The organism is Thermoanaerobaculia bacterium, from assembly GCA_035717485.1.
In the GTDB taxonomy this organism is placed as follows: Bacteria; Acidobacteriota; Thermoanaerobaculia; order UBA5066; family DATFVB01; genus DATFVB01.
In genome coordinates this window covers 1-4,278 of record DASTIQ010000041.1, presented here as the reverse complement: position 1 = coordinate 4,278, position 4,278 = coordinate 1, and the positions used below count along the sequence as shown (strand labels likewise).

3 protein-coding genes are annotated in these 4,278 nt (G+C 66.4%); all 3 read left to right on the top strand.

What is annotated here, in order from left to right:
• Positions 1 to 1,455: hypothetical protein (locus tag VFS34_02180; GenBank protein HET9793242.1), on the top strand; the 1,455-nt coding region annotated here is incomplete at its 5' end.
• A 236-nt stretch (positions 1,456 to 1,691) separates the two neighbouring features.
• On the top strand, positions 1,692 to 3,545 hold the full coding sequence (locus VFS34_02175) for a HAMP domain-containing sensor histidine kinase (GenBank protein HET9793241.1): 1,854 nt from the start codon (positions 1,692 to 1,694) through the stop codon (positions 3,543 to 3,545).
• Between the two features lie 83 nt (positions 3,546 to 3,628).
• Positions 3,629 to 4,278 (top strand): sigma 54-interacting transcriptional regulator (locus VFS34_02170; protein HET9793240.1); only part of this gene is annotated, 650 nt, incomplete at its 3' end.

Genomic DNA, 4,278 nt, shown 5'->3' with positions numbered 1-4,278 from the left:
GAGGGGGGGACGCCGAGCAACGTCGGAATCGGGAACAATGCGGGCGGTGGCATTTCGAACAATTCGAGCGGCAATGGCGGCTCGATTTTCGCTCTCGACGTCACCGATCCGGATCAGCTGACGCACATGGCGCAGAGCGATTCCGGCAATCACAAAGGAGTGCCCGAGTGTCTCGTCGGAGACTTCGTTCCCGGTACGACGACGAAGCCGTCGAACTGCGCCAGCGAGTATCCGAAGATCCTGTGGGAGCTGCGCGACGATCAGTCGGTTTCCAGCACGACGCCGTCGCCGGCGGAGAAGATCGGAACGAACGAGGCGACCACCCAGGACCTCGGGTTCACTTGGTCGCAGCCGGTCCTCGGACGGATCAAGGTGCACGACACGGGGGCCAATGCCGACCGCGATTACTTCGTGGCGATCTTTGGCGGCGGATACGACCATTCCGGATCGGACATCGCGTCGACGAATACCGCCGGAAACACGGGCAATTTTCTCTACATGGCCGACATCGAGACGGGGAAGATCATCTACAAACGAAATCTCGGTCTTTGGAACACCGGAGCGAGCGGAACGAATACCTCCGGCAATCTCGCGGCCGGAGTGCCGGGACAGCCGGGGGTGGCCGACATCAACAACGACGGCTACCTGGATCGGATCTACATCGGGGATACGCAGGGACGGATTTGGAAAGTCGATCTCACGACGAAGCCCAACATCACCTCGGGAGTCATCGACACCGCCTCTTGGATCCCGACCCTCTTCTTCGACGAGTTCCAGACCGCGACCCCGGGAGGGGGAGCGATCCGGCAGCCGATCTTCAACCGGCCGACGTTGTTCCTGGTCGGCACGACGACCTCGGGCCTGCCGAGGATCGCCGTGGCGGTGGGAACGGGAGATCGGGACAACATGCCTATTCTTACGGACAACAACTCGAGTCACATCAACTACTTCATCACTGCGCTCGATGACCCGAGCCTGACGTATCCGCTCTACCTTTCTTCCCTGACGCTCGCCTCTGAAACCACTGACAACTGCTCAGGCGCAAACACTTGCTTCAATGGGACGGGCGCTGGCTTCTACTTGAAACTTCCCTATAGCGACACGGGCGTGGAGATCGTGAACACGAACGCCCTCGTGTTCGAGCAGACGATCTCCTTCAACACATTCATCCACGCCGGGGCCACGACGGACCCCGACACGGGGGCGTCGACCTGCGGGCAGAAGGGGGACGCCTTCTTCCATCACATCAATGCGCTGACGGGCGTGAGCCTCTTCACCGATGCGAACGGAAACATCGAGGCCGAGAGATCGGCGGGATCGGAAGTCGCCTCGGAGCCGATCGTGTATCAGGACCAGAACATCTGGATCGTGAGTGCGACCGACAACACGAAGGTGCCTACCGTCGCGGGAGGGAAGCCTCCGACCGCGAAGGTCAAGACCTGGAAGGAGCAATAGCGCTCCCGACTCTTTCTTTTCTCGGGCGGCGGCGGCGAGAGATCGCCGCCGTATTCTTTTTCCGAACACCCCTCGGCTAAGATCCCCCGAGAGAGGCCGCCGTCGAATTGACTGCTGAAGATTCGTCCGAAACTCCGATCTCCTCGCCCGGCGACGTCGTCGTCGGGGGGGAATCCTCTCCATTCTCCCGCGCGCCGTCAGGGCCCGGCTGGACTCCGGCGAACCTGGGCGTGCGGGTGGCGTTGCTCCAGGCCGCTCTCGTCACCGTCCTCTGGATCGTCCTCGGGTACTGGAACGCCCGGCAGGCTTGGCTGCTCGAGCCGCCGCAGCAGGACGTGCTCCGGCTGTTCTTTTTCCGCGAGCTTCCGATCCTCGGGTTGGTCGCGCTGATCGCCCTTCCCGCGCTCTCGATCTTCCGACTGGCCGACGAGGCGTCGCTCGACGTGGCGCACGAGCCCGAATTCCTCGACCGACTCCTCGGCTATCCCCGCGCCGTCGCGGTCCTCGACATGGCGGCGAGCGCGATCTTCTTCTTCCTCGGGGCGATGCAGCTGCGAGTCATGGGCCAGGCCCCCGCGATCGAGGCCGCGAAGATCGTCGTCTTCGGGTTCCTGACGGGAGTGCTGTTCGGCGTCGCGGCGTTCTTCCTCCTGCAGACGGTCCTGCGCCCGCTTCTCGTTTCCGTCGCCGAAAGGGGAGGCCATGCCGCTTCGCGGACGGCGTTTCCCCTGACCCAGAAGATCATCGCTTCCTGCATCGCGCTGGCATTCGTCGTGACCGGCCTCGTCGGGGAGATCGCGCTCTCGTGGGCCCAGCGATTCGCGGAGGCGAGCACGTCCGAGGCGTCGCGGGAACGGCTGCGCGGCTTCGCGGTGGAGTCCGCCGGCCTGAGAGATGCCGCCGGCTGGAAAGCGTTCTTCGCGAAGCGACGACCTTCGCCGGAGTCGGGAACGCTGCTCGTGATGAGCCGGGAAGGCCTGAGGGTGGCGATGTGGCCGCCCAAGCCCCCGCGCGCCGACGCCGTCCTGGTCGCCTCGGACGAGTGGCGGGAGGCGGTCGGCCGGATCGGGCGGGGAACGATCGTCGCGCGGCGAGGCGAGAACCGCGTCGTCACGGTGGTCACGCTCCCCACGGGATGGCTCATTCTCGAGCTCGCGCCCCCCGACGCCCGGGTGCTCCGCAGCTTCGCCGCCTCGGTCGCCCCGATCGGCGTCGAGATCCTGTTCCTCTCCCTCGCGCTCGCCTGGGCCGTCGGCCGCGGCATCACGCGGCCGGTACGCGACCTCGAGCGTCGAACCCGGCGCTTCGGCGAGGACCCGGGTTCGGTCGGCGAGACGCTTCCCCCGACCGACGACGAAATCGGCGGTCTGGTCGGCTCCTTCGCGCGCATGGAGAACGAGATCCGCGCGATCCAGGAGCAGCTCCGGGTCACGGAGCGCCGCGCCGCCACGGCCGAGCTCCTCGCGGGAGTCGCGCACGAGGTCCGGAATCCGCTCTTCGGCATCACGTCCACGGCGGCGGCGCTCGAGGGCGAGCTCGCGGGCAACAATGCGCTGGCGCCGCATCTCGCGGTGATTCGGAAGGAAAGCGACCGTCTCGCCCGGATGATGGAGGAGATGCTCGCGCTCCAGCGCGCTCCCCACCGGAGCGGCGTGGCCGCGCCGCTCCTTCCTGTCCTCGAGCGGGCCGCCGCCGCGGTTCGCTCGAGGTTTGCGTCGCGCGCGCCGAAGATCGGCGTCGAAGCGCCGTTCGACCTCGAGATCGCCGACGCAGACCGGGAGAAGCTCGAGAGCGTTTTCGGGAACCTCTTCGAGAACGCGGTGCTCTGCGCCGAGAGGCCCGTTCGCGTCTCGTGTTTCGCGCGGCGCGCGGGGGGGGGCGCAGTCGTCACGGTGGAAGACGACGGACCCGGTCTTCCGGCGGACGTCCGGGAACGCGTCTTCGAACCGTTCGTGACGTCGCGACCGGGCGGGACGGGAATCGGCCTCGCCGTCTGCCGCCAGATCGTCCTCGAGCACGGCGGCACGATTTCCGTCGACAGCCGCGACGGAGGGCCGACGATCTTCACCGTCACGCTTCCGGCGAAGTGACTCTTCCCGCGGCCCTATAATTCGCTCCTCTGAGCACTTCTCCGATCTCCTCCCGGCCGACCTTCGCGCTCGACGGGCTTCGCGTGCTCGTCGTGGACGACGAGGAATCGGTCCGCCTCGGTCTGACGCTCCTCCTGGGTCCTCTCGGAGCCCGGATCGAATCGGCCGGCTCTCTCGCCGCCGCGTTGCCCGTGCTCGAACGGCACCGGCCGCACGTCGTTCTCCTCGACCTCCGCCTTCCCGACGTCCACGGGCTCGCCGGACTCGAGCTCGTGTGCGAGAAGCATCCCGAGGCGCAGGTGGTGATGATGACCGCCTACGGGACGATCGAGACCGCGGTCGACGCGTTGAAGCACGGCGCGCTCGATTTCCTGACGAAGCCGGTTGCTCCCGAGCATCTCTTTCACGTCCTCGGCCGCATCAACGAGATCCGTCAGCTGAAGAACGAGAATCGCGCGCTGCGGCACGAGCTGGAGGGCGGAACGACCGACCTCTTCTGGGGAGATTCGCCCGCGATCCGGCGCCTCCTCGAGGAAGCCCGGCGCATCGCCGTTTCGGAAGCGCTCGTCGTCCTGATCGGCGAGAGCGGGACGGGGAAGGGCGCGCTCGCTCGCCAGATCCATCGCTGGAGCCCGAGAGCCGAAGCGCCGTTCATCAACGTCAACTGCGCCGGGCTGTCTCGCGATCTTCTCGAATCCGAGCTCTTCGGCCACGAAAAAGGGGCGTTCACGGG